The sequence below is a fragment of the Actinoplanes missouriensis 431 genome, from assembly GCF_000284295.1.
In the GTDB taxonomy this organism is placed as follows: Bacteria; Actinomycetota; Actinomycetes; order Mycobacteriales; family Micromonosporaceae; genus Actinoplanes; species Actinoplanes missouriensis.
The window spans coordinates 526514-549812 of sequence record NC_017093.1 but is presented as its reverse complement, the minus strand read 5'-3'; the positions used below and the strand labels follow the sequence as shown (position 1 = coordinate 549812).

The 23299-nt window shown below is 69.6% G+C and carries 21 protein-coding genes, 1 tRNA gene and 1 riboswitch; of the genes, 11 read left to right on the top strand and 11 right to left on the bottom strand.

The window, feature by feature from the left end; translation table 11 throughout:
- Nucleotides 1-70: 70 nt before the first annotated feature.
- On the bottom strand, nt 71-778 hold the full coding sequence (locus tag AMIS_RS02580; protein WP_014440627.1) for a GntR family transcriptional regulator: 708 nt from the start codon (nt 776-778) through the stop codon (nt 71-73).
- 68 nt (nt 779-846) lie between these two features.
- Here AMIS_RS02580 and deoC point away from each other — a divergent pair, with 68 nt between their 5' ends.
- A complete protein-coding gene (deoC, locus tag AMIS_RS02575) occupies nt 847-1542 on the top strand; it encodes a deoxyribose-phosphate aldolase (protein WP_014440626.1) in 696 nt (231 codons plus the stop codon).
- Nucleotides 1543-1554: 12 nt separating this feature from the next.
- Here the strand turns inward: deoC and AMIS_RS02570 are convergent, their stop codons facing one another.
- Complete coding sequence (locus AMIS_RS02570; RefSeq protein WP_014440625.1) at nt 1555-2793, bottom strand: D-alanyl-D-alanine carboxypeptidase family protein; 1239 nt, start codon at nt 2791-2793, stop codon at nt 1555-1557.
- A 127-nt stretch (nt 2794-2920) separates the two neighbouring features.
- Nucleotides 2921-5014, bottom strand: a complete 2094-nt coding sequence (locus tag AMIS_RS02565) for an ATP-binding protein (protein ID WP_014440624.1) — start codon at nt 5012-5014, stop codon at nt 2921-2923.
- A 69-nt stretch (nt 5015-5083) separates the two neighbouring features.
- Between AMIS_RS02565 and AMIS_RS40195 the strand changes: the two genes are divergently transcribed.
- Nucleotides 5084-5623: a TetR/AcrR family transcriptional regulator gene (locus AMIS_RS40195; protein WP_014440623.1), complete on the top strand. Its 540-nt coding sequence runs from the start codon at nt 5084-5086 to the stop codon at nt 5621-5623.
- A 5-nt stretch (nt 5624-5628) separates the two neighbouring features.
- Nucleotides 5629-6363 (top strand): maleate cis-trans isomerase family protein, encoded by a 735-nt coding sequence (locus AMIS_RS02555; RefSeq protein ID WP_231859369.1) that lies wholly within the window; start codon nt 5629-5631, stop codon nt 6361-6363.
- A gap of 29 nt (nt 6364-6392) precedes the next feature.
- On the opposite strand, the gene AMIS_RS02550 is transcribed toward AMIS_RS02555, so the two are convergent.
- The 4 genes from AMIS_RS02550 to AMIS_RS02535 are packed head-to-tail and all read right to left on the bottom strand — an operon-like array spanning nt 6393 to nt 11261.
- On the bottom strand, nt 6393-7148 hold the full coding sequence (locus AMIS_RS02550) for a ZIP family metal transporter (RefSeq protein ID WP_014440621.1): 756 nt from the start codon (nt 7146-7148) through the stop codon (nt 6393-6395).
- Nucleotides 7149-7205: 57 nt separating this feature from the next.
- On the bottom strand, nt 7206-8006 hold the full coding sequence (locus AMIS_RS02545) for an acetyltransferase (protein ID WP_014440620.1): 801 nt from the start codon (nt 8004-8006) through the stop codon (nt 7206-7208).
- Between the two features lie 49 nt (nt 8007-8055).
- A complete protein-coding gene (locus AMIS_RS02540) occupies nt 8056-9228 on the bottom strand; it encodes a calcium-binding protein (protein ID WP_083888561.1) in 1173 nt (390 codons plus the stop codon).
- A gap of 32 nt (nt 9229-9260) precedes the next feature.
- Nucleotides 9261-11261: an Ig-like domain-containing protein gene (locus AMIS_RS02535; protein ID WP_041829524.1), complete on the bottom strand. Its 2001-nt coding sequence runs from the start codon at nt 11259-11261 to the stop codon at nt 9261-9263.
- 215 nt (nt 11262-11476) lie between these two features.
- Between AMIS_RS02535 and AMIS_RS02525 the strand changes: the two genes are divergently transcribed.
- Nucleotides 11477-11549 (top strand) — tRNA-Arg (locus AMIS_RS02525).
- Between the two features lie 51 nt (nt 11550-11600).
- Here AMIS_RS02525 and AMIS_RS02520 read toward each other — a convergent pair.
- Nucleotides 11601-12515 carry a LysR family transcriptional regulator gene (locus AMIS_RS02520; protein ID WP_014440617.1) on the bottom strand — a complete coding sequence of 305 codons (915 nt, stop codon included), beginning with the start codon at nt 12513-12515 and terminating at the stop codon, nt 11601-11603.
- Between the two features lie 70 nt (nt 12516-12585).
- Between AMIS_RS02520 and AMIS_RS02515 the strand changes: the two genes are divergently transcribed.
- On the top strand, nt 12586-12942 hold the full coding sequence (locus AMIS_RS02515) for a YybH family protein (RefSeq protein WP_014440616.1): 357 nt from the start codon (nt 12586-12588) through the stop codon (nt 12940-12942).
- A 50-nt stretch (nt 12943-12992) separates the two neighbouring features.
- On the opposite strand, the gene AMIS_RS02510 is transcribed toward AMIS_RS02515, so the two are convergent.
- Nucleotides 12993-13697 carry a LysM peptidoglycan-binding domain-containing protein gene (locus AMIS_RS02510; protein ID WP_014440615.1) on the bottom strand — a complete coding sequence of 235 codons (705 nt, stop codon included), beginning with the start codon at nt 13695-13697 and terminating at the stop codon, nt 12993-12995.
- Nucleotides 13698-13870, bottom strand: a riboswitch (cyclic di-AMP (ydaO/yuaA leader). It lies immediately after the preceding gene.
- A gap of 207 nt (nt 13871-14077) precedes the next feature.
- On the opposite strand from AMIS_RS02510, the gene AMIS_RS02505 reads away from it, so the two are divergent.
- The 4 genes from AMIS_RS02505 (at nt 14078) to AMIS_RS02490 (ending at nt 18056) form a co-directional block, all read left to right on the top strand.
- On the top strand, nt 14078-15316 hold the full coding sequence (locus tag AMIS_RS02505) for a saccharopine dehydrogenase family protein (protein ID WP_014440614.1): 1239 nt from the start codon (nt 14078-14080) through the stop codon (nt 15314-15316).
- Nucleotides 15317-15442: 126 nt separating this feature from the next.
- Nucleotides 15443-16051 carry a GNAT family N-acetyltransferase gene (locus AMIS_RS02500; protein WP_014440613.1) on the top strand — a complete coding sequence of 203 codons (609 nt, stop codon included), beginning with the start codon at nt 15443-15445 and terminating at the stop codon, nt 16049-16051.
- Nucleotides 16052-16076: 25 nt separating this feature from the next.
- On the top strand, nt 16077-17171 hold the full coding sequence (locus AMIS_RS02495; protein ID WP_014440612.1) for a DNA glycosylase AlkZ-like family protein: 1095 nt from the start codon (nt 16077-16079) through the stop codon (nt 17169-17171).
- 255 nt (nt 17172-17426) lie between these two features.
- Nucleotides 17427-18056 carry an aspartate/glutamate racemase family protein gene (locus tag AMIS_RS02490; RefSeq protein WP_014440611.1) on the top strand — a complete coding sequence of 210 codons (630 nt, stop codon included), beginning with the start codon at nt 17427-17429 and terminating at the stop codon, nt 18054-18056.
- 5 nt (nt 18057-18061) lie between these two features.
- Here the strand turns inward: AMIS_RS02490 and AMIS_RS02485 are convergent, their stop codons facing one another.
- Entirely contained in the window at nt 18062-18463 is a 402-nt protein-coding gene (locus AMIS_RS02485) for a TOBE domain-containing protein (RefSeq protein WP_014440610.1), read from the bottom strand.
- A 96-nt stretch (nt 18464-18559) separates the two neighbouring features.
- Between AMIS_RS02485 and AMIS_RS02480 the strand changes: the two genes are divergently transcribed.
- Entirely contained in the window at nt 18560-20164 is a 1605-nt protein-coding gene (locus tag AMIS_RS02480) for a rhamnogalacturonan lyase B N-terminal domain-containing protein (protein WP_014440609.1), read from the top strand.
- A 112-nt stretch (nt 20165-20276) separates the two neighbouring features.
- Nucleotides 20277-21266 carry a radical SAM protein gene (locus AMIS_RS02475; RefSeq protein ID WP_157434723.1) on the top strand — a complete coding sequence of 330 codons (990 nt, stop codon included), beginning with the start codon at nt 20277-20279 and terminating at the stop codon, nt 21264-21266.
- Between the two features lie 7 nt (nt 21267-21273).
- Here the strand turns inward: AMIS_RS02475 and AMIS_RS02470 are convergent, their stop codons facing one another.
- On the bottom strand, nt 21274-23289 hold the full coding sequence (locus tag AMIS_RS02470) for a hypothetical protein (protein WP_041829522.1): 2016 nt from the start codon (nt 23287-23289) through the stop codon (nt 21274-21276).
- Nucleotides 23290-23299: the final 10 nt, after the last annotated feature.

Below are 23299 nucleotides of genomic sequence, written 5' to 3'. Positions count from 1 at the left end.
AGGTAACGAAAAGGCATTCAACCGATGCCTTATTGTTCGTTTTTGTTCGGCACGAATGTCCATTGCGGACTTAAACGGGCTCGACACCGAACGCCACGTCCAGGCGGTACCGCTCCCCTGGGTAACGGGACTCGCTCAGCTCCAGGGGCCGGCCGGCCTCGTCCAGGATCAGCCGCTCCTCGACCAGTAGCGCCGCGCCGACCGGCACGCCGAGCTCGCGGGCGTCCTCCTCGGTGGCGGGCTGGGCGGTCAGCGTCGCGGTGCCCCGGGTGGGCGTCCGGCCCAGACCGACGATCGCCTCGTGGACCGATCCGGACACGTCGATGTCGAGCAGGGGGGCGAGCGCGCCGGGATAGATGGCCCGCTCGAACGCGATCGGCTCGTCGTCGGCGAGCCGGACCCGGTGGATCGCCACCACGTCGCCGTCGCGCAGCCGCAGCCGGGTGGCCTCGACCGCGGTGGGCGGGCGCAGCTCGGCGAGCAGCACCCGGGCCGACGGTTTGCGGCCCTGTTTACGGATCTCCTCGCTGAGCCGGATCAAGTTGTCGGCGCGGCGCGGACCGGCCGGCACGGCCACGAACGTCCCCCGGCCGGGCGCGCGGTAGACGAGCCCGTCGTTGACCAGCTGCGTGACGGCGGCCCGGGCGGTCATCCGGCTCACGCCGAACTCCCGGGCCAGCTCCGGCTCGCTGGGCAGCGGGTCGTGCGGGCGGGACTGTGCGATCCGTGCGCGCAGCGCCTGCTCGATGCGGAAATAGCGCGGCACGAAGTCGGGCATGCAACAGAGCCTAGGGTACGGAGGAAGCTGTCTAGACAACTGGCTGTCTAGACAGCTAGCGTTGAACCATGAACTTCACCGTTGCGCAGATCGCGAAGATGATCGACCACTCCATCCTCCGGCCCGAGTTCACCGTCGAGGACGTGCGCAGCGGGTGCGCTGTCGCCGCGAAATACGACGTGGCCTCGGTCTGCGTGCGTCCCTGCGACGTGCCCACCGCGGTGTCGCTGCTGCGGGACACGAACGTGCGGGTCGGCACCGTGATCGGTTTCCCGCACGGTGACAGCGCCACCCAGATCAAGGTCACCGAGACCGAGCTCGCGGTCGACCAGGGCGCCACCGAGATCGACATGGTGCTCAACATCGGGTGGCTGCGGTCCGGCGACATCAACGCGGTGGAGAACGAGATCCTCTCCGTGGTGAAGGCCGCCGGCGAGGCGCATGTCAAGGTCATCCTGGAGACCGCGTACCTGACCGACGAGCAGAAGCTGGCCGCCTGCTGGGCCGCCGAGCGGGCCGGCGCGGCGTTCGTGAAGACCTCCACCGGCTTCGCGCCGACCGGCGCCACCGTCGACGACCTCGCCCTGATGCGGTCAGCCGTCTCCGCCGCCGTGCAGGTCAAGGCGTCCGGCGGCATCCGCACCCTGGACACCATGCTGGCGATGGCCGCGGTCGGCGTGACCCGCTTCGGCACGTCGGCGACGGCCGAGATCCTCGAGGACCTCGCCCGCCGCCAGGTCAACGTGCCCGGTGGCCGCGCCTGAGCAGAACGCCGGCTAGGAGACCCGGGACAGCTTCCACCACGTGGACGGGGTGGGGATCGCGGAATCGGTGCGCAGCTCCACCCGTACCCCGGAGGCCTCGACCTGGCCGACCACCGTGCCGGCGGCGGGCGTCGGACCCGGCGCATCGGCAGTGACCTTGACCGGGACCGCGAGGCCCGGCCAGCCCACCACCTTCAGCGGCGCGGCGGGCGACACCGTGGCGGAGTCGCCCCAGGCGGCCTCCACCTTTCCGGCCGGTTCGGCGCCGAGCAGCTCGTACTCCTTCACGGTCTTGCGCACCGCGGCCAGCAGCTTGCGGACGTGCACATTGACCTCGGCGAGCTGCTCGGGAGTGTTCGCGCCGGGCTGGTTGAAGACCGCGCCGACCACGGTGAGCGTGCGCTTGCCGACCTTGAGCCGGGAGGCGAAGACGAGGTTGCCGCCGGCCTGGTCGGTGGAGCCGGTCTTGATGCCGAAGACGCCCTCGACGCCGAGCATGTCGTTGTAGTTGTAGATCTTCCCGGCGACCGGGATGGTCGCCTCGCGCAGCTCGACGATCTCCGCGAAGACCGGGAACTTGATCGCGGCGCGGGCGAGTTCCACCTGGTCCGGCGCGGTGCTGACGGTGGTCGGCAGGAAGCCGCTGGGGTCGCTGTACTCGGTGTCGTCCATGCCCAGGGCGTCGGCGGCGGCGTTCATCTTCGCGACGAACGCCTCCTCGCTGCCGGCGTCCCAGATCGCCAGCAGATGCGCGATGTTGTTGGCCGAGGGGAGCATCAGCGCTTCCAGGGCGTCCCGCTCGGTGAGCTTCTCGCCCTCCTCCACGTGCACGAGCGACTGGTTCGTCGCCTTGCGCCCCTCGTAGTCCTCGACGTCCGCCGCCGTGACGGTGAGCGACGGGCCCTCGTCGTCGCCGGTGAGCGGGTGCTCCTTGAGGATCACGTAGGCGGTCATCACCTTGGCGACGCTGCCGATCGGCTCGGCGGAGTCGCCGCCCGAGCCACCGAGACGGCCGAGGCCCTCGACCATCAGCTCGGCCGAACCGGTCGGCGGCCAGGGCAGTTTCGGCGCCGCGCCGGGCACCTTGATCTCGCTGGCGACCGACGTGCTGAGTGTGGCGTCCGGCAACTCCCGGACCAGCTGGAACGTGGTCCCGGAACCGAGCAGGACAACTGCTGCCGCGACGATGCCGACGACGACGTTCCGCAGGGATTTCTTGGGTGGCGCGACAGCCGTTCCGTAAACCGTCATGCGGACAGGCACTCCCGCAGCATGGACATCTCGGCCGGCTTTTCCTGGTCGCGCATTTCCGTTTCCCCCCGTTTGACGGGCTCATGATACGGAGGCGTCGCCACCCACGGCTTTTGTCGGGGTACGGCTACAGCGCCACGACCGCACCCGAACCCGCCCGCGGCTTCGCCGTCATCGGGGTGGCGGCCGGCAGCGTGAAGACGAAGCGTGACCCGCCGCCCGGATTGTCCGACGCGGCGATCGTTCCCCCGTGGCGCTCCACGATCCGCTGGCAGATCGCCAGGCCCAGCCCGGTGCCGAGATAACCGCTGCCCAGGTGGGCGCGGTGGAAGTTGGCGAAGATCGCATCGTGCTGTCCCTCCGGGATGCCGATGCCGTTGTCGGCGACACAGACCCGGACCATGTCGCCCTCCCGGGCAGCCGTGACGGTCAGGGCCGGCGTGACACCGGGCGCCGTGTACTTGATCGCGTTGCCGATCAGGTTGTCCAGCAACTGCCGGACCAGCACCGGATCGGCGTGCACCGGAGGGAACGCGCCGACCGTGAACCGCGGCTCGGGCCGGCCCGCGGCGGCCGCGGCGTCGGTGCGGGCGTTCGCGATGTCGGCCACCACCGCGGTGAGGTCCACGTACGCCGGCGCGGCAACGGCGTTGCGGGCGGTCGTGTACGCGAGCAGGTCCTCGATCAGCGACCGCATCCGATCGGACGCCCGGGCCAGACGGGCGAGGTCCCCGCGCGCCTGGTCCACCCCCGGATGCGCCGGCACGGTCGCCAGAGCCTCCAGCGCGGCGTCCGTCCACCCGTCCACGCTGGCCACCGGATTGAGCAGGTCGTGCGCCACCACCCCGGCGAAGTTCGTCAGCTCGTCGCGGTGCCGGCGTTCGGCCGTGACGTCGTGGTAGAGCACCACCGCGCTGCGGGTGCCGTCCGGGTTCGGCAGGGCGGTGGCGGTGACCCGGACGAAACGGCCCTCGGGCACCCCGGGGTTGCGCACCAGGATCTCCGCGTCCCGGACCTCCTCGTCGGCCAGCGCCTTCAGGAACGCCTCCTCGTCGAGATAGCGGGAGCCGTCGGCGCGGAAGAACCCGTAGGCGGCCGGGTCGCTCTCCCCCGCGCCGATCCGGTCGCCGAGCAGGCGCACCGAGGCGGGATTGCGCAGCACCACCCCACCCGTGGAATCGATCACCGCGAGACCGTCGGCCATCGAGTCGACGATCGCGGTCATCAGCGCGGCATGCCGGGAGGCCTGTTCCCGCTGCGCCGCCAGCTCGGCCATCAGCCGGTCCCGCTCGTCGCGACCCAGCGCCAGCGCCAGCCCGACCACGGCGACCATCGCGGCGAACGCCTGCAGGATGACGGTCCGGAGAGCGAGGTCGCCGACGACCGCGAACGGGCCCTGGCCGTTCAGCGTGAACAGCGCGGCGATGGTGGCGACGAGCAGGCTGTGCGCCACCACGAACGGCGTCGCCAGCCGGGTCGCCACCCATACCGTCAGGCCGAGTACGGCGAACGAGAGCGGCAGGCGATCCGCGTACCGGAACCCCACCATGTACAGCGAGGTGGTGCAGACCGCAAGACCGGCGTACTCGGCGATCCGCCAGCGCGGCGTGACGCGGAGCATGGCGATCCACTGCCGCGCCCAGCCGGCCGGCGAGCCGTGCCGGGCCCGGTAGGTGCTGACCGCCTGGCCGATGCAGAGTCCGGCCATCCCGACGATCAGCGTGCCGGCGGTGTTCCGGGCCAGCCAGACCGCCGCCGCCACCCACGGATAGCCCTCGCCGAGCAACCACCGGGTGGTCGGACCGACGAACGCGCCGCAGGCCGTGGACGCGCACGAGGCGGCCAGCAGGATCCAGAGGTCACGTGGTGACCCGATCGGCCCGTCGCCGCCCGCGCCCCAGAGGCTCGGCCGCCAGCGCCGGAGCAGCACGACGAAGACCAGGGCCTGCGCGAAGTTGGCGGCCGCCGAGGCGAGCGAGGTGGCGTGCGTCGCCCCGGTCAGCGCGTTCACGAAGTACGAGATCGTGATCAGCACGACGCCGTCGACCCAGAACCAGGGAGACCGGCGCTGCGCGCAGAACCAGATCACCGCGACCCCGGCGGCCGGCCACACCATGCTGAGGTTGGTGCCGTCCACCACGGTGAGACGCCCGGCCCACGCCGACACGAGGTACGCCATGGCGAAGGCCACGGTCCGCGCCAGTGAGATCCGGTAGCTCATCCGTGCTCCCCCGCACGTTCCTATCGGCCGGATCCCCGTGTCACTGAGCGCGCCGCACCCGGCTCACTGATGGGCGGCCGTCCCGCCGGACCGACAAGCGACACCGAGGCCGTCGTGCTGACCGCGGCACTCCGGCTGCTGCTCGACGAAGGGCCGGCCGCGCTCACCGCGCAGCGCCTGTTCCAGGTCACCGGCGTCTCCCGGACCACGATCTACCGGCACTGGCCGACACCGGGCGACGTGCTCGCCGCGCTCATCGACGTCGCGCCGATCCCGCCCGGCACCCCTTCCGGCGACCTCGCGACGGACCTGCACGCCGAGGTCGACCGCCTCTGCGACCGGCTGCGCGACCGCCCGGTCGCCGCGTTCCTCCAGGCACTCGTCGTCGCCGGCGCGGTCGAGCTGCGCCACCGGTACGTCGGCGACCTGCTCGCGCCGTTCCACGAGGTGCTGCGCGCCGCGGGCGTCCCCGACGACGACCGGGAGGACGGCGTCGCGATGATCGCCTCTCCGCTGCTGCTCGACGCGCTGCTGCTGGACCGCACCGCCGCCCGCGCCCGGGCACACAGGATCACCGACACGTTCACCGGGAGGCTGAGGCAGCCGTGACGAACATGGTCGGCACGCGCGCCGTCTTCGGCGTCATCGTGCCCAGCACCAACACCGTCGTCGAGCACGACTACTGGGGCGCCCGGATCCCCGGCGTGGCGTACCGTGCGGGCTCGATGTTCATCCCCGACCCGGTGATGAGCGACGACGCCGGCTTCCAGGCCCTGCTCGGCCAGATCCGGGCATCGATCGGCACCGCGGTCCGCGACGCCCTCACGGCCGAGCCCGACCGGCTGGTGATGGGCATGTCAGCGGAGACGTTCTGGGGTGGCGTCGAGGGCAACGCCGCGTTCGAGCAGCGGCTTCGGGACCGCACCGGGTTGCCGGTCACCACCGGTGCGAGCTCCTGCCGGGCCGCCCTGCGGGAACTGGGCTGCCGGCGGATCGCGGTCTTCTCGCCGTACCAGCCGATCGCCGACCGCGAGGTGGGCCGCTTCTTCACCGAGGCCGGCTTCGACGTCGCGGCCATCACCGGCCTGCGCTGCCCGACCGCCATGCACATCGCCCGGGTGCCCGGCGACCGCCTGCGCGACGTCGTCGCCGAGATCGACGGCCCGGATGTGGAGGCGATCGTCCAGGTCGGCACGAACCTGTCGTTCGTGGCCCTCGCCGATCGCCTGGAGGAGGAGCTCGGCAAGCCGGTGATCGCCATCAACGCGGCGACGCTGTGGTTCGCGCTGCGGGACCACGGCATCCCCGATCGGGTGTGCGGCGCAGGTTCCCTGCTCCGCGACCACTGATTCCCTGCCGGGACTGTTGTGGGCGGGCTTCAGCCGCCGGCGTGGGACAGGGCGAAGGCGACCAGGAAGCCGGCGACCGTGACCAGCCCGATCAGCAGGTGCGCGTTCTCGAACGCCTCGGGAATCATGGTGTCGGCGACCATGGCCAGGATCGCGCCGCCGGCGAGTGCGGTGATGGCGGCCAGCACGGCTGCCGGTGCGCCGCCGAGCAGCGTGTAGCCGACGATCGCGGCGATGCCGCTGATCACCGCAATCGCGGTCCACAGGCCGAAGACGTACCGCGGGCTGCGTCCGGCGTTACGCATGCCCGCGGCGCTGGACAGACCCTCGGGAACGTTGCTGATGAAGACCGCGGCGACGGTGACGACCCCGACCGACCCGCCGCCGAGCAGGCTCGTCCCGATGACGATCGACTCCGGGATGCCGTCGAGCAGCGCGCCGAGCGCCAGGGCGGTGCCGGAGCCGGTCTGCTCCTGTTCGGAGGGTTGCTGCTGCCCGGACCGTTTGCGATGCCGGGCGCCGTGCCGGGCGAGCAGCACGTTGCAGCCGGTGTAGATCACCGCCCCGGCCACCGCGCCGAGCACGGTGGGCAGCATGCCGGCCCGCTCGTGGGCTTCGTCGATGAGCTCGAAGGCGACCGCGGACAGCAGCACGCCCGCGCCGAAGCCCATCACCGTCGCCACCACCTGCCGCGGCACCCGCGCCAGGTACCCGACGGCGGCGCCGACGAGCAGCGCCGAGCCGGCCAGCAGCCCCCACCCTCCGGCCTGGAGCCACTCCGGCATCACGACCACCTCACGCTCGACAGATCGGAGATCCTCGGATGCCCGCTTCCCGGCGTCTCACTCCACCGCCTTCGCCGGTGGGGTCCACTGGTAATGGCGGGACGTGGTGACCTCGTGGAAGCCGCACCGGCGCAGGATCGGCGCGCTGTCCGGGGACGCGTCGACGTGCAGCAGCCGGAAGCCACGGGCGGCCGCCTCCCGGGCACGCGCCGCGAGGATCGCCCGGTAGAGTCCGCGCCCCCGCCACTGCTCCAGGGTCGTGCCGCCAAGCAGCGCGCCGAAGTCGGTGCCCGGGCTGTAGATCGTCCACGCCGCGCAGACGATTTGATCATCGGTCTCCGCGACCAGGATGGTGATGTGGTCCGGGTCGGCCTTCACGTGGGCGCCGAGGTGACCTGCGACCCAGGAGAGGTCGAACCCCCACACCACTGTCTCGTGGTCGGCGATGCGGCGCAGGTCGCCGGCCTCGCTCACCCGCCGCAGCACGACGCCGTCCGGCAGGACCGGCTCGGTTGCCACCTCCTCAGCGACGCCGATCAGCACCGTTGACGGCCCCTGCGCCACGAATCCGGCCGCGACAAGCCGCTCGGGCAGTTCGGCGGGCAGGTCGTGGGCCCGCACCTTCCATTCGACGGCTTGGTCACGGTCCCGGAAGTAGTCCCGCTGGCGGGCGATCAGGCGGTCCAGCGCGGCGCCGCTCACGCCGAGGTCACGCGGCCCGCGGATCCGTCCCATGTGCTCTCCGACGATCCGCAGGAGTGGTCCGTCGTGCTCATGGATCTCGCCCGCTGGGACGGTGCCGGGTGGCATGCGCATCTGCGCGTCGTAGGCGGCCAGCAATGCGGCAGTATCGACCATCGTCACATGGTGCCGGACCCGACCTGCCCTACGCCGTCCGTGACGCCCGTCACCAGGGCTGGAAGGTCTCGCAGCCAACCAGGGTGACGGTCTCGGGGCGGCCGTTGCACACGTCGTTGTTCGCGCCGCCGTCGAGGAAGCCGACACCGTAGTAGACGTAGAGGGCGTCGTCGCCCGCCTCGCCGTAAAGCCTGTTGTTGCCGTCTCCGCCGGACATGTCGTCGTTGCCGCCGCCACCGCGGATGGTGTCGTTGCCGTCGAATCCGTAGATCTCATTGGCCGCGGCGTTGCCGGTGAGGCGGTCGTGGCCCGAGCCGCCGTTGAGGATCTCCACGTCGGCGCCGACGGTGTCATGTTCACCGGCCACACCGTCGTCGCGGGAAGCACCGTTCATGGAGACGGTGAGGTTCTTCTTGTAGCCCTGGTAGTCGACCAAGTCCCGGCCGGTGCCGCCGAGCAGCACATCGGCGTAGACCTTGCGGTCGTTCCGGTCGCCGTACAGCTGGTCGTTGCCGGCGCCGCCCTCGATACGGTCCGCGCCGGCCGAGGCGCTGAGGAAATCGTTGCCGTTGCCGCCGTACAGCTTGTCGTTGCCGTTGTCGCCGAAGAGGGTGTCGGTGCCGTTGCCGCCGTGGAGGACGTCGTGGCCGGCGCGGTCGGGCATGGTGAGGCAGTCGCTGTCGCCGAGGACCTGGTCGTTGCCGTCGCCCGCGGAGACGTAGTCGGACCCGTCACCGGCGTAGACGAGGTCGTTGCCGCCCTGGCCGTAGATCTTGTCCTTGCCGCCCGACGAGCCGCAGACCTCGTCGCCGTTCAGGACATCGGCCTTCGGACCACCGACGAGCGTGTCGTTGCCCGAGCCGCCGTTCGCATCGAGCTTGAGGTCGCTCTTGTTGACGACCGAGTCGTCCCGATCGTGGAGCTTGACGACCACCTTGGCGGGAGTCTTCGTGGTCTTGCAGCGGACCCGGGTCTTGTCGCCCTTGACCTGCTTGCAGTTCTTACCGGGCTTGACCGCCACCCGATCGTCGATCGTGACGGTGCGCCCGGAGCGGGTGATCACGACCTTGTTCTTGACCTTGTTGTCAGCCGAGAACGTGACAGTGCTGGCGCCCGCGGTCACCCATCCATAGCTCGCCGCCGCAGCGGGGCCGGCGAATGCCGTGGAAGCGACGGTGACGGCGGCCGAGAGGAGAAGAGCCGACAAGACTTTGCGTGACATCGAAGAATCCCCCGCTGTAGATATTGACCGGGTCATTTGGTGATGTAGATGTACTGGTACGGCGTCCACGTCGTGGTGTTGACGCTGTCCCCCGAGCTGCCCTTCCGGTACGCCGCCCGGACCCGGAGTTTGTAACCCTTGAAACCGGTGGCATCGAGGTGGACGGCCTCAGCCGCCGGGAAGTACCCGTCGTTCCAGGCCCGCCACTTGCCCTTGGAGAAGAACTGCACCCCGACGTACGCCTTGCGCGCCTTCGGTCCGGCAGTCATCTTGACGGTGAGCTTCGCCTTGGTCTTCACATGGACGTAGTGGTACTTGGTCTTGCCGATCTTGCCGGTCCTGTAGTGCTTGGACACCTTCAGCGACACGTTGACCTTGGTGCCCACGGTCGCCTTGACCGTCTTCGGCGCGGTCCGCGGGTCGCCGGTGAAGACCGCGGACACCGTGGTGTCGCGGGTCAGCCGGAGACTCGCCGACACGGTTCCCGACCTGCTCGCCACGGCACGCTTGAGCAGCCGTCGTCCCTGGTCGCCGCCGCTCGGGTCGGCCCAGATCTCCACGACACGGTTCTTGTACGTGGCACCGAGTTTCGCTGTGAACGTGACTGTCCGGCCGTACCCGAAGGTCTTCTTGTTGTTGTTGATCGTCAGAACCGGCGAGGTGCGGGAAACCGAGACCGACTTGGTCGCTGTGACGGCGGAGTGTTTCGCGTCCCCGGCATAGGAGGCTCGATAGGTCACCGTGCCGCCGGCCGAGGGGGTGTCGGTGACCGAGAACGATCCGTTGGCGGCGGTGGTCAAGGTACCCAGCGACTTACCGGACGGGTTCTCCAGGTCGGTGCGGGTGACGGTCACCCGGGTGCCGGCCGGCAGCGGGATCGAGGCGGTGAGCGAGCCGGTGACGGTGAGCGGCCTGCCCCGTGCCGCCGACGCCGGGCCGGACAACTTCAGCGACGGCGGCGACTTCTTCGGTTCGGTGTAGACCCGCAGGTGGTGGATGGCCGAATAGTTGTCGGTGATCGCGAACAGCCGGTTGCCGCCCGGCTCCCACGCGAGCGCGCGGTCAGCCACCTCGTCGTTGCCGGTGGTGGTCGGATCGGTGCGCGGAAGCGTGTACCTCCGGATCGGCACGGTCTTTCCGGGCGCGAAGATCCGCACTTCGGACCCGCCGATCGCCACCGTGCCATCGGATGCGACGGCGACCGACTTTGCCCAGCCGTTCACCGGGTAGGAGCCGGTCGGCGTCAGATCGGTGCTGCGGGCCACGGTGACCGCTGTCGAGTCGGCGGCGACCACCTGTGCGGAGTCCGGGGTGAACGCGACATCCCGGGTGTAACCCTTGGTGATGCCCTGCGCGCCGGTCCGGGTGAACGCGCCGCCCGCGACGTTGTAGACCGCGACGACCCCGCTGGAGGTGTGCGGGTCGAACGCGGCGAGCAGCGCGCTGTCCCCCGGCGTGCTCTCCTGCGTGGAGGTCAGTTCCGGTGCGCCGGACCACAGGTGGTAGGCGCCCGTGGTGTCCTGCTCCAGCGCCACGACCGGTTTCGCGCCGCCGAGGTCGAGGGAACCGATGTTGCCTTCCGACCCGATGTAGGGGTCCTTGCCGTAGTTGTCGTAACTGAACCAGAGCTTGCCGCCCGCGCTCTCCAGCGACAACGGGTAGACGCCGGCGCCGAGGTCGTACCGGACCGGTTCGGTGAGGGTCGCGGCGGAGAGCGCGACAATCGCCCGGCCCGACTCCAGCGCGCCGTAGAGCACGTTGCCGTCGCGGGACAGCGCCAGTCCGGTGACCCGGGGAAGGCCACTCGCGGTGGCGGCGACCGTTCCGTCGTACCTGGTCTCGACGATCTTTCCGCTGTCCGGATCGCTGACGAAGATCCGCTGGTGGGCGCCGTCCACCACCAGATCGCCGACGGACTTGAGGGGCAGGGCCTTACCGGAGTCAGCGAGCGCAGGCGTGGCACCCGCCGCAAGCACAGTGGATCCGGTCAGGGCCGCCACGACGGCGACGGCACCGATCCTTCGGTTTCGCATGGAGATCCTCGCGGGACGGGACATCGATGCCGACGTCACGCGCGAGGGTATATCCATGATCGACTACATCGCCCTCGGCCGAACGGACGAGTCGCTACCGATTCGTCGTAACCGTAGAGTGTCGTCGCCTCTCGTTGCTGGAGGCTCCCGCTCGGCACCCATGGCAGTGGCGGTCACCGGCAGTCCGGAGCAGGTCCGGTAGCATGAGCCTCCGCGCCCTCGTAGCTCAGGGGATAGAGCATCGGTTTCCTAAACCGTGTGTCGTAGGTTCGATTCCTACCGGGGGCACTCTTCATCCGGCGTCGCGCACGCCTGCCAGGGCCCGGCGCGCCCAAACGATTACTGGACCGCCATCATGCGCCCCTCCTTTTCTTGATCCACTCCAAAGAACGCGACGCGGCAGTGCCGGAGGAAGGCCGCCAAGGCCGGGCTGCTCCGGTTCTGCCAGACGAGCGCGAGCAGCGCGGGGATCTCGATGCCGTCGATCGGGACAGCGGTGAGATCCGCATGGGCGGCGGCCATCGATTCGCTCAGCACGGCCACCCCGAGCCCGCGGCGAGCCAGGCCCGCCACGGTGTCCGGCGAGGTCGCCGCGAGAGCGACCGAAGGATCAACACCTTCCGCCGCGCGGGCTTTGTCGAGCACGTCACGGATGCCGGTGCCCACCGGCAGGCAAATTATTGGGTACGTGGACAGCGCGGTGACCGAGAGACGCGCATGACCAGCTAGTTCACTGTCCGGCGGGATCAACGCGACGAGCCGCTCGCTCGCGATCACGTGGCTCGCGAGGTGTTCGGGAGGCTCGCCTGCCAGCCCGGCCAGCGCCAAATCTAGGTCGCCGGATCGGACGCCGGCGACGAGTTGGTCGGAGTTCGCTTCCACCAGTTCGAGTTCGATGTCGGGGTGTTCGGAATGGAACGCTGCGAACGCATCGAAAAGGGGCGCCACCTCGCATCCGATCACCATGCCGATCACGAGCCGGCCCCGCACCAGGCCGTGTACGTCGTCGATCGCGTCCCGGAGGTCGGCCGCGGCGTCGAGGGCCGCCCGAGCGTGCCGGAGGGCCGCCTCACCGGCGTCGGTGAGGCGTGCGACGCGGCCGGAACGCTCGAAGAGCTTGGTGCCGAGCTCCTGCTCCAGGGCTTTGATCTGTGCGCTCACACCGGACTGGGTGATGTGCACGCGCTCGGCGGCGCGGGTGAAGTTGGCGGTCTCGGCGACCGTGACGAAGTACTCGAGCTGGCGCAGATCCATGACTAATACTAATGGTTGCCAGAAGAACTATGCGTTGGACTTGTGGCCACACCTCCGGGAAGCTGAAGCCATGACCGAGCAAGCGCACCGACCTGAGGACCTGACCAGGCTGTTCGTCGAGCGTGCCAACGCAAAGGACGCCGACGGGCTCGCCATGTTGTATGAGGAGGATGCCGTGATGGCTTACCCGCCGGGCAGCCAGACGCGTGGCCGCGAGGCGATCCGCAAGTTGTGGGCCGACCTGTTGCCGCGCATGCCCCAGTTCGAGCCCGAGCCGCCGCTGCCCACGCTGATCAGCGGCGATCTGGCGCTGACGTCGACGCCCCCGAGTGACGGCTCAGGCGCACGGGCCCAAGTCGCCCGCCGCCAGCCGGACGGCACATGGCTGCGCGTGCTCGACCAGCCGGAATTCACACGGCCGGAGTGACAGCTTCTCCGGGCGCCCCGACCGGGACGCCCGGCGTCTCCCGAGCCGACTCAGAGCTTGATCCGCTGACCGGCGAAAAGGCGGTGCGGGCTGCTGAGGACATCGTCGTTGACGCGGTAGAGGGCGCGCCAGCCTCCGGCGACGTGGTGCCGGCTGGCGATGCGCGCGAGGGTGTCTCCTCTCCGGACGACGTAGGTCCGCGTGCCCGATCCAGGCGCGAGGTTCGCGCTCTGGAGCACGGCACTACGACCGGCCGCGGTCCGCACCACACGGGTCGGCGCCTCACGAACGATCCGGACTGTTGATGTGGGGACCGTCCGGGCCGGCGTTTCTCGGACCACGCGGACCGCTGCCTTACGAACGGCGCGGACCGGCGACTTGCGGACCGCTTTGCGGCTCACCTTGACGCTGGCTCGCTTGCCGCAGTGCGGCCAGGCGCGGATTCCCTGTCCACGTAACACACGCTCGGCCACGCGGATCTGCTCACCTTTCGTGGCACGGTTCGCGGTTCGGGCGTAACGCGTACCGCCGTAGGCACGCCATGTGCCGCGGCTGAACTGGAGGCCCCCGTAATACCCATTCCCCGTGTTGATGCGCCAGTTGCCGCCGGACTCGCAGCGGGCGATGGCGTCCCAGTTCACGTCGGACGGCACCGCCTGCGCAGGCGCGGCAGGCCCCAAAAGGCCAACCGTGCCGACCAGGCCGGCGACGGCTACACCGAACGCCAGGTGGACCTGCTTTCGGATTTGCACCATTTCAGTTGTCCTCCACGCCTGCGAGGTCAGCTGTCGGGTTCGGGCAGAGTGGCCCGGCCGCGTAGTGCGGCTTCACCCCAAGACGCGTGAGCGCCGAGGAACTTGTGGGTCCCCCGCTCCATGCCTTCGAGTTGTGATCCGTGGTCGGCGGCAGGATTCGGCGTTCCGGCCACGGTGCCCGCTCAGGCGGGCTGCCGACGGATGTCCACGGACCGATCGGGCGCGCTTACGCCTGGATCCAAGTCCGGTGGAGCTGTTACACCAAATTAACCCTTTGATCCGAGCTTGTATGGATAACCCGGCAGATTTTTGCCGACCCGCCTACCAGGAGGATGGTCATGTGCTGCGCACTCTCCACCCAGGGTGCACAATCGGCAGCCATGAGCGATCAAGCGCGCGACTTCGACGTGATCGTGTATGGCGCCACCGGTTTCGTCGGTGTCCTCGTCGCACGGCACCTGGCCGGATTCACACCGGCGGGCACCCGGATCGCCCTCGCCGGACGGTCACAGCAGAAGCTCGAATCCGTCCGTTCCCGGCTGAACGTGGACTGGCCACTCGTGGTCGCCGACGCCTCCGACGCCGCAGCCCTGGGCGCGCTGGCGTCCTCCACCAGAGTGGTCATCACGACCGTCGGTCCTTATGCGAAGTACGGCCGCGCGCTCGCCCACGCGTGCGCCGAGGCAGGCACCGACTATGTCGACCTGACCGGGGAGGTGCTGTTCGCCCGGGACAGCATCGACGAGAACCACGAGCTGGCGCGGCGCACCGGGGCGAGGATCGTGCACTCCTGCGGGTTCGACTCGATCCCGTCCGACATCGGGGTCCACGTTCTGCACTCGCTGGTGCAGGCCGACGGCGCCGGCGAGCTGACCGACACCACGCTGGTGGTGACGAGCATCCGGGCGGGGATCAGCGGCGGCACGATCGACTCGATGCGCAACCAGATCGACCTGATGGCCAAGGATCGCGGGCTACGGCGGATCGGTGCCAGCCCGTACTCGCTGAGTCCCGACCGTGAGGACGAACCCGACCTCGGCCGCCAGGAAGACATGATCACACTTCCGGCCTCCGAAGTGGATCCGTCGCTGCGGGGGCACCTCGCGCCGTTCGTGATGGCGTCCTACAACACCCGTGTGGTGCGGCGCAGCAACGCGTTGCGCGGCTGGGCCTACGGACGGCGTTTCCGCTACCGCGAGGTGATGAGCGTCGGCACGTCGCCGCTGTCACCGGTGCTCGCCCTCGGTACGAAAGTGGCGCTCGGCGGCCTGGTTCTCGGCCTGACGGTGCCTCCGGTCCGGTTCGTGCTGGACCGGGTGCTGCCGAAACCCGGTGACGGGCCGAGCGAGCAGAGTCAGCAGTCCGGGCACTTCACGATCGACATCTTCACCACGACGAGCAGTGGGGCGCGATACACGTCGCGGTTCCGGGCCAAGGGCGATCCGGGCTACGCGGCGACAGCGGTGATGCTCGGGGAATCGGCACTGGCTCTGGCGCTGGACCGAGACAAGCTGCCGGCATCGGAGGGAGGTGTGCTGACCCCGGCGACGGCGATCGGCGATGCGCTCGTCGACCGTCTGCGAGCAGCCGGAATGGAGATCACGGCACGTAAGGTGTGAACCGGGCTGAAGATCCGGCAAACGCCACATACTTTCTTGAGCGCTGGTCAAGAGCGGTATCGACAAGCCGACCAAATATCGATCGCGACTAGCACTAACCGGGTCTTTGTGGGCAGGATTCGGAGGGTGACCGCCGACCCTCTGCCCTATCCGCTGAGGTTGACGGGAACCGGCATCATCCTGCGCGAGTGGCGTCCGGACGATCTGGACGATCTGGTCGCACTGCTGGACGAGCCGGAGATCGCGCGCTGGACGCCGATGCCGTCACCCTTCGACGCCGAAGCCGGCCGCGCGTACCTCAAACGTGCCCACCAGGGACGCGCCAACGGCAGCCGGATCCAGCTTGCCATCACTGCCGACGGTGGGCCCCCGGTCGGCGAAGTGCTGCTCTTCGCCGTCGATTCCAACCTGCGCGAAGCCGAGCTCGGCTATCTGGTGGGTCACCCCTACCGCCGGCGCGGGCTCGCGTCGGGGGCGCTCTCACTTCTTTCCGGGTACGCGTGCCACACGCTCCGTCTGCGCCGCCTGCTGCTGCGCATCGATCCGGCGAACGTGGCGAGCACGTCGGTGGCCCGCCGGTGCGGTTACTGGCTGACCGGGGAGCCTCCGATCCATCAGGAGGGGCCGTACGGGCCGACTCAGCTGGACACGTGGGAGTTCGTTGACGGCCGCGTCGCCACCCGCACCGAACGCCTGAAAAATGTCGCAGCCCGGCGGTACGGTCGTCGCACCTAGCCGGACATGCCACGAGGAGGTGCGCATGATCAGTGTGGATCGGGCACAGGTGATGGCGTACCGGATCGCCGCGCTCGGCCTCGCCGAGCGGGCCGACGTGCGCGCGGCCGACCTCCCGGTGCTCGACCTCGGCATCCAGCAGTACACGCCGGACTCCACCCAGGTCGCGCTCACCGCTCGCACCAGCGCCGAGCCGGCCGACGACCGGCTGGCCGCGGTGTGGGCCGCCCGAGGCGCGCCGCACCTGCACCGACGGTCCGATCTGGCGGCGCTGACCACCCAGTTGTGGCCGCTCACCGACGCGGACGCCGCCGCTCGGATCAAAAGCGCGCAGATTCCCGATGCCGGAGCGTTGGGGAGCCGGGCGTTCACCGTGACGGCCACGGCCTTCCGTGAGGTGGTGACCGCACCGATCGCCCGGGGTTCGGCCAGCACGGAGGTGAGCAAGCGGGTGCCTGTCGCATTGACGTACCCGTGCAAGGGGTGCCGTGCCCGGCACATCGCCAGCAACGTCTGGCAGCAGGCCGGTCTGGCCGGCGGGGTCGAAGTCCTGTCCCGCGGCAAGGACGCGCTGCTCGGGCCTCTTCCGGAGGCTCCCCCGCTGCCCGACGCGAATGCCGGGATCGATCGCCTCATCGCGACCTACCTGCGTTTTCTCGGTCCGGCCGGTCCGGGCGAGGTGGCGAAATACCTGGGCAGCTCCCCCGCTGAGATCCGCAAGGTCTGGCCGGCCGGGCTCACCGAGATCCACATCGACGGCCGCAAAGCCTGGTTGCCGGAGGCCGAGGTGCCGGCTCTGCGGTCGGCGCGCGCCGTCTCCGGGGTTCGCTGGCTGCCCGGCATGGACCCGCTGCTCCAGGCCCGCGATCGTGACCTGCTGATTCCCGAGCGTGCCGCACAGAAAGAGGTGTGGCGGTCACTCGGCAACCCCGGCGTGCTGCTCGTGGGTTCCGAGATCGTCGGCGTGTGGCGCGCCCGTCTCGCAGGGCGCAAGCGGGTCGACCTGACGGTGACCGCGTTCAACGACTTGACAGCCACGCACCGCAAACAGGCTGACGAGGAGGCGGCCCAGGTGGCCCGGGCACGAGGCGTCCCCGAGGCCACGGTGACCTACGAGTGACACGGAGGACCCGCCACGCCGCGGCCGGAAAGTGGCACACGGGACCCCACCACGGCCGCGCACGACGCGCGGCCATGCCACGGCCGGGCCGGGGCTAGCAGGCGGGGCACGCCACGGCCATGCCATGGCCGGGCCGGGACTGACAGGCGGGGCACGCCCACGGCCGCGCACGACGCGCGGCCACTCCACGGCGGGGAACGGCATCGTGGTTGCGGTGGGCCGTGATGACGCGATCATGTCTGGGAGACTCGGGCGATGCCGACGATCGGATTTCTGCACACGGCGGACGTGCATGTCGCGACATTCGAGGGGCTCACCGCAGAACTCGCGCCCGGCTGGACGACGCATCACCTGGTCGACGCGTCACTGCTCGCGGATGCGCGGGTCAACGGGGTCACGCCCGAGATCGCCGCACGAGTGCGGGACCGTCTGGCCGAACTGGGATCCGCCGGCGCCGACGTCATCCTCTGCACCTGTTCGACAATCGGCGAAACCGCCGAAGATGAGAGCGAGTCCCGCCGGGTCCTGCGGGTCGACCGACCGATGGCGGAAGCCGCTGTCGCCGCCGGCCACCGGATCGCCGTCGTCGCCACCGTGGCGTCCACGATGGAACCGACGATGGCCCTGCTCCGGGAGAGCGCGGCCCACGCCGGCACCACCATCACCCTCATTCCCGAGCCCTGCCTTTCCTCCTGGCGGCATTTCGAGTCCGGGGACCACGACCGCTACTTCGACGAGATCGCCGACCACGTCCGCGCGATCGCCGGCACGGCCGATGTCGTCGTGCTGGCTCAGGCGAGCATGAGCCCGGCCGCCGACCGGCTCACCGGCCTACCCGTCCTGACCAGCCCCCGAACAGCCGTCGCCAGGGCCACCGCCGGCTAGAGAACTCAAGGGCGTTTGGCCGCCCGCTCCACCACCACGGTCGTCGACTTGATCACCGCTACCGCGACCGAACCCACCTGCAGGTCCAGCTCGTCGACTGCTTCCCGGCTCATCAGCGACACCACCCGGAACGGTCCGGCCTGGATGTCGACCTGCGCCATCACGGTGTCCTTGACCACGGCGGTGACGATCCCCCGCAGCCGGTTCCGAGCCGACGACTCCTCGGAACGCTCATCCGGCCCGGCGCCCTGACCCCTGACGAAAGCGGCCAGGTCCACCCCTTCGATGACCCGATGTCCCTGCTGGTCACGATGTGCGGAGAGCCGGCCCGCGTCGACCCATCGGCGGACCGTGTCGGAGCTGACGCCGAGCAGCTCGGCCGCCTCACCGATCTGAAATGTCGTCACTCGATCACCCTAGAAGAACCCCGAGGAAGCTTAGAAGAACCCCGAGGAAGCTCAGGAACCGAGCAACCTTCCGGCCTTGGAAACGCACATGAGGGCATGCCCTCCAAGAAACGGAAGATCCTCGCCGGCGGTCTCGCCACTGTTGCGGTCCTGGCCGGCGCCGGCCTGCTGGGTGTCGGCCAGCCCTGGGCGAGCGCCGCCGCGAACGTCAGCTTCGACACCGGCACCGGCCTGTCGTTCATCGTGAACGGCACGAACGGCAACATGACGTCGCTGAAGCACAACGGCACCGAGCTGACCGCTTCCGGCTATGCGGCCGGGCAGTTCGAGTCCGGCTGGTCGTCGGCGACCGTGACGAGCAAGACGTTCAACAACGGCAGCTCGATCCTGGTGAGCGCGGCGAACACGTCGATCGGCGTGACGCAGTACTACTTCGCCCGCAAGAACGACAACACGATCTACATGGCGACAAGCATCGCGAAGGCGCTGAACCCCGGTGAGGCCCGGTTCATCGCCCGGCTGAAGCCGTCGGTGCTGACGACCTCCCCGGCGGCCGCGAAGACGGCGAACGCCCCGACCACCGTCGAGGGGTCGGATGTCTTCGCGTTCGCGAACGGGCAGACCGCGTCGAAGTTCTACAGCTCGCAGCGGCTGATCGCGCAGAAGCCGTTCGGCGCGAGCGGCAACGGTCACGGTGCGTACATCATCCCGGCCTACACCGACATGACGTCCGGCGGGCCGTTCTTCCGGGACATCGAGGTCAACGACACCGGCAGCGCCGTCAACATCACCCACTACATGTTCAGCGGGCACCAGCAGACCGAGGCGCTGCGCCTGGGCCTGCACGGTCCGTATGCACTCGCGATCACCGACGGCGCCGCGCCGGCCGCCCGCAGCATGGACTTCCTGGCGTCCTTCATCCCCGGCATGCTTTCCAACGCGCAGCGCGGCGGCGTGAGCGGCACCGCGTCCGGCACCTGGAACGGCCTGAAGGCGACGGTCGGTCTGTCCGGCACGAACGGCCAGTACTGGGGGCAGGTGAAATCCGGCAAATTCGTCATCGGCCACGTCAAGCCGGGCACCTACCAGGCCACCCTGTACGCCGGTGAGCTGAGCCTGAAGACGACGACGATCACCGTGAAGGCCGGTGCGACGACGAGTCTCGCGATCACCGGAAGCGTCCCGGCGGCCGGCACCCTCTTCCAGCTCGGCACGTTCGACGGCACCCCGGCCGGCTTCCTCAACGCCGACAAGATCGAGACGATGCACCCGTCGGACAAGCGCATGTCCGCCTGGACCGGCAGCAAGACCGTTTCCGATCAGAAGAGCTTCCCGATGGCGGAATTCAAGTCGGTGAACTCCCCGATCGCGCTCGGCTTCAACCTCAGCACGGTCCCGGCGAACGGCGCGAAGCTACGGATCGCCACCACGTCGAGTTTCGCGGGCGGCCGTCCGGCGGTTTCGATCGGCGGCTGGACCTCGCCCTCGTCGGCATCCCCGGCCCCGGCGAACCTGAACTCGCGCAACGTCACCCGCGGCACCTGGCGCGGCATCAACACCACCTACACGTTCACGATCCCGGCGAGCGCTCTGAAGGCGGGCACCAACACGCTGTCCATCTCGGTCCTCAGCGGCAGCAGCGGCGACACGTTCCTCAGTCCGAATTTCATCTTCGACGGCCTCGCTCTGGACCCCGCATGAAGTAAGCCTTCGGGCCGTCTCAGGGCGGGTGCAGCCCGATTCGGGTACGGGCGGAATCACCCGTACCCGAATCGGGGGTTTTTTGTGGGGCTGGATGGGCATGCGCGGCAGCATGGCTGTTCAGCTGGACCCGCCGCTTCCCGCCCATCTGCAGGTGGAGGTCACGTCGGCGTGCAATCTGCGCTGCACGATGTGCCTGGTCCGCTATCGTCCGCCGGTCAACAAGCTGGCCGGCGCGATGCCACCGGAGCTGTTCCACCGGCTGGTCGAGGACGTGCCGCTGCGGCAGGTCACGTTGCAGGGGCTCGGTGAGCCGCTGCTCTCGCCCTACCTCCCGGAGATGATCGAGGCGGCGGTCCGGCGGAGGATCCGGGTCGGGTTCAACACCAACGCGACGCTGCTGAACCGCAGGCGCGCCGAGGAACTGGTGGCGAGCCGGGTCGACTGGCTGCACGTGTCGCTGGACGGCGCGACGGCGGAGTCCTACGAGGCGATCCGGGACGGCGCGCGGTTCGACACCGTGATCAGCAACCTGGCCGGCCTGGTGCGGGCGAAACGGGAGGCGGGCAGCGACACCCCGTGGATCCGGGTGGTCTTCGTGTCGATGCGGGACAACGTCGGTGAGCTGCCCGAACTCGTCCGGCTGCTGGGCCGGATCGGGGTCGACGAGCTGCGGGTGCAGAACCTGTCGCACAGCTTCGACGACACCGACCCGGCCGGGCGCTACGAGGAGATCCGCACGTTCACCGCCGAGCAGGCACTCTGGACCGGCGCGGACCGCGAGCGGTCCGACGCCGCGTTTGCCGAGGCCCGGCGGGTCGCGGCCGACACCGGGGTACGCCTGCGACTGCCCCGCTTCGACGAAACCGCCGGCGGTGGCTGCACCTGGCCGTGGGACGCCGCCTATGTGACGAGCGCCGGCGTGGTCCAGCCGTGCTGCATGGTGATGGGCGACGACCGGGTCTCCCTGGGTGACCTGACCGAGGCCGGTTTCCCGGAGATCTGGCACGGTGAGGCGTACCGGGAGTTCCGGCGGCGCCTGGCGAGCGAGGAGCCGCCGGACGTGTGCCGGGGCTGCTCGCTCTACAAGAACACGTTCTGACCGGCGATTACTTCGTGAACCGGAAGTACTTCCAGGCGCCGTACGTCGTGTAGTTCGCGCTGTCCCCAGACGTGCCCGTCGTGTAGACGGCCCGCACCCGGTAGTTCACGCCGGTCTTGTGCGTGCCGGTCAGCGTGAAGGTGTACGTGCCCGCCCCCGACAGCGTGTAGGCGCCGGACTTCCACGCCTTCCACTTACCGCCGGAGTACTGCTCGAGGACGAGCGTCTGCTTCCGCTTCGGGTACGCCGTCATCGTCGTGGTGAACTTCGGGTTCGTCGTCTTGCGCACGTAGTGGTACGAGCCGGCGACCTTGTAATGCTTGGCGACCGTGGTGGAGACGGCGACCCGGGTCTTCAGCGCCGAGGTGACGGTCCGGGCGGCGTACCGGGTGTCGCCGGCGAAGACCGCGCTGACCGTGGTGTTGCGGGTCAGCTTGTAGTTCACGCTCAGCGCGCCCGCGCTGGTGACGACGCCCTTCTTGAGCAGGCGGCGGGGCTGGTCGGCGCCGTACGGGTCGGCCCAGATCTCCACGGTCCGGTTCTTGTGGGTGGCGCCGAGCTTCGCGGTCAGGCTCACGGTCGAGCCGTACGCGTTGACACTCCCGTTGCGGTCCAGCGTCAGCCCCGGCGTGGTCTTCGGGACGGTGACCGAGATCTTGGCGGACGACGGCTTGTGCGTGGCGTCCCCGGGATAGCTGACGGTGTAGGTGATCGTGCCACCGGCCTGCGGGGAGTCGAGGAACGAGAAGTCCCCCTTGGCGCTGGTGTCCGACGCCGTGACCGCGACGCCGGCGGGCGACTCGGCGTCGGTCCGCACGACCTTGACGGAGGTGCCCATCGGGAGCCCACCGCTGAGGTTTCCACGCACGTTGATCCCGGCGCCCCGGCCGGCGGTCGACGGCCCGGTCAGCTTGATCGCGGTGGCGGTCTGCACCGGAGCCGGCGGGCTCGGGACGACGCTTGGCCTGTCGATCACCCAGAGGTTCTCGGTGCCGGCCTGATCGGTGATCGCGAAGAGCGTGTCACCGGTGGGCGACCACGCGAGGTCGACCAGGCTCGGCGCGGCGCCGGAGATCGGGAAGTCGAACTCGCGGGTCGCGACGGTCTCGGCGGCCGGGTAGATGCGCAGATCGGTGGCGGTCGCGCTGGGCGCCACGCCGACCGCGACGTAGTCGTTGGAGGCGACCTCCACGTCGACGGCCTGTGCCATCGAGATGGTGCGGCCCGAGGACGGGGACAGATCGTCGGTCCACGTGTAGTAGACGCCGTTGACGCCACCCGTGTAGATCATCGAGCCGTCGGCGGTGTACTCGAGCGAGCTGTGCCCGGACGTGAGCCCGGACTGCGCGCTGGTGACCACCCCGACCGCCCCGCCATGGGTGTCGTAGAGGAAGAGGTCACCGCGCGAGTCCGCATCCGTCAGCATCAGACGGCTCGAATCGGCGGGGCTGACGGCGAGCAGCGGCTGCCGCTCCGAGGCCGAGGTGTTGGTTCCGGCGCCCAGGACGTGCGTGGTGACGTCGCCGGTGGCCGGGTCGAGCGAGGCGAAGTAGTTCTTGCGGTAGGTGTACCAGACCTTGTCCTCGGCAACCGCGATGTGGCCCAGGTCCCCGCGGCTGGCGACGACCGGGTACCGCTTGATCTCGGTGAGGGTGGCCGCGTCCCAGGAGACGATCAGGCCGGTGTCCGGCAGGGCGGTCCAGAGCGTGCCGCCGTCGGCGGAGAGCTGCAGGTCGGTGGCGTTCGCACCGTCCGGGAGCGCCACCTCGGACACGACGGTGCCGTCATATCTCACCGCGAGGATGCGGTGCGCCACGTCGTCGGCGATCAGGAGCCGCTGACGGACTCCGTCGACGATCATGCGGTCGGCGTGGAAGTCGGTGATCGCGTGACGCTGCTGGTCGGTCAGGGTGGTCGGCGTGGTCGCGGCGGAGGCCGCTCTGGTGCTGAGGTCGACGAAGAACACCGAGGTCGCGGCGAGAATGCTCGCCGTGAGCGCGGCCCGGACGGCCCGTTTACGCATTGGCTCTCCC

Coding starts and splice junctions, on each gene's coding strand:
- AMIS_RS02545 (WP_014440620.1), bottom strand. CDS start 8,006: ATGGTCGATACTGCCGCATTGCTGGCCGCCTACGACGCGCAGATGCGC.
- AMIS_RS02510 (WP_014440615.1), bottom strand. CDS start 13,697: ATGGTGCAAATCCGAAAGCAGGTCCACCTGGCGTTCGGTGTAGCCGTC.
- AMIS_RS02570 (WP_014440625.1), bottom strand. CDS start 2,793: ATGACGGTTTACGGAACGGCTGTCGCGCCACCCAAGAAATCCCTGCGG.
- AMIS_RS02505 (WP_014440614.1), top strand. CDS start 14,078: ATGAGCGATCAAGCGCGCGACTTCGACGTGATCGTGTATGGCGCCACC.
- AMIS_RS02490 (WP_014440611.1), top strand. CDS start 17,427: ATGCCGACGATCGGATTTCTGCACACGGCGGACGTGCATGTCGCGACA.
- deoC (WP_014440626.1), top strand. CDS start 847: ATGAACTTCACCGTTGCGCAGATCGCGAAGATGATCGACCACTCCATC.
- AMIS_RS02520 (WP_014440617.1), bottom strand. CDS start 12,515: ATGGATCTGCGCCAGCTCGAGTACTTCGTCACGGTCGCCGAGACCGCC.
- AMIS_RS02475 (WP_157434723.1), top strand. CDS start 20,277: ATGGCTGTTCAGCTGGACCCGCCGCTTCCCGCCCATCTGCAGGTGGAG.
- AMIS_RS02540 (WP_083888561.1), bottom strand. CDS start 9,228: ATGTCACGCAAAGTCTTGTCGGCTCTTCTCCTCTCGGCCGCCGTCACC.
- AMIS_RS02535 (WP_041829524.1), bottom strand. CDS start 11,261: ATGCGAAACCGAAGGATCGGTGCCGTCGCCGTCGTGGCGGCCCTGACC.
- AMIS_RS02550 (WP_014440621.1), bottom strand. CDS start 7,148: ATGCCGGAGTGGCTCCAGGCCGGAGGGTGGGGGCTGCTGGCCGGCTCG.
- AMIS_RS02580 (WP_014440627.1), bottom strand. CDS start 778: ATGCCCGACTTCGTGCCGCGCTATTTCCGCATCGAGCAGGCGCTGCGC.
- AMIS_RS02555 (WP_231859369.1), top strand. CDS start 5,629: ATGGTCGGCACGCGCGCCGTCTTCGGCGTCATCGTGCCCAGCACCAAC.
- AMIS_RS02480 (WP_014440609.1), top strand. CDS start 18,560: ATGCCCTCCAAGAAACGGAAGATCCTCGCCGGCGGTCTCGCCACTGTT.
- AMIS_RS02565 (WP_014440624.1), bottom strand. CDS start 5,014: ATGAGCTACCGGATCTCACTGGCGCGGACCGTGGCCTTCGCCATGGCG.
- AMIS_RS02470 (WP_041829522.1), bottom strand. CDS start 23,289: ATGCGTAAACGGGCCGTCCGGGCCGCGCTCACGGCGAGCATTCTCGCC.
- AMIS_RS02515 (WP_014440616.1), top strand. CDS start 12,586: ATGACCGAGCAAGCGCACCGACCTGAGGACCTGACCAGGCTGTTCGTC.
- AMIS_RS40195 (WP_014440623.1), top strand. CDS start 5,084: ATGGGCGGCCGTCCCGCCGGACCGACAAGCGACACCGAGGCCGTCGTG.
- AMIS_RS02495 (WP_014440612.1), top strand. CDS start 16,077: ATGATCAGTGTGGATCGGGCACAGGTGATGGCGTACCGGATCGCCGCG.